This window comes from Oceanospirillum sediminis, assembly GCF_014164585.1.
GTDB classification, from domain to species: Bacteria; Pseudomonadota; Gammaproteobacteria; order Pseudomonadales; family Halomonadaceae; genus Oceanospirillum; species Oceanospirillum sediminis.
The window spans coordinates 1-322 of record NZ_JACJFM010000307.1 but is presented as its reverse complement, the minus strand read 5'-3'; the positions used below and the strand labels follow the sequence as shown (position 1 = coordinate 322).

Annotated in this window: 1 protein-coding gene; it reads left to right on the top strand. The window is 42.5% G+C overall.

Annotated elements, in window-relative coordinates:
- Positions 1 to 2: 2 nt before the first annotated feature.
- Positions 3 to 322: AIR carboxylase family protein (locus H4O21_RS28775; protein ID WP_182812708.1), on the top strand; the 320-nt coding region annotated here is incomplete at its 3' end.

Here is a 322-nt window from a genome sequence, read left to right as displayed (position 1 = left end):
TTATGGGTAAAGTAGGCGTAATTATGGGAAGTAAAAGTGATCTTCCCGTGATGCAAGATGCGATAGACATCTTAAAAGGTTTTGATATTGAAGTAGAAGTTGATATTGTATCAGCACACCGTACTCCAGAAAAATTATTCGATTACGGAAAGCATGCACATACCAATGGTTTTAAGGTAATTATAGCCGGAGCTGGTGGTGCGGCGCACTTACCCGGAATGATTGCTTCGCTGTCTCCGCTTCCTGTTATAGGTGTCCCAGTAAAGAGCAGCAATTCTATTGATGGCTGGGATTCTGTCTTGTCCATTCTACAAATGCCTGG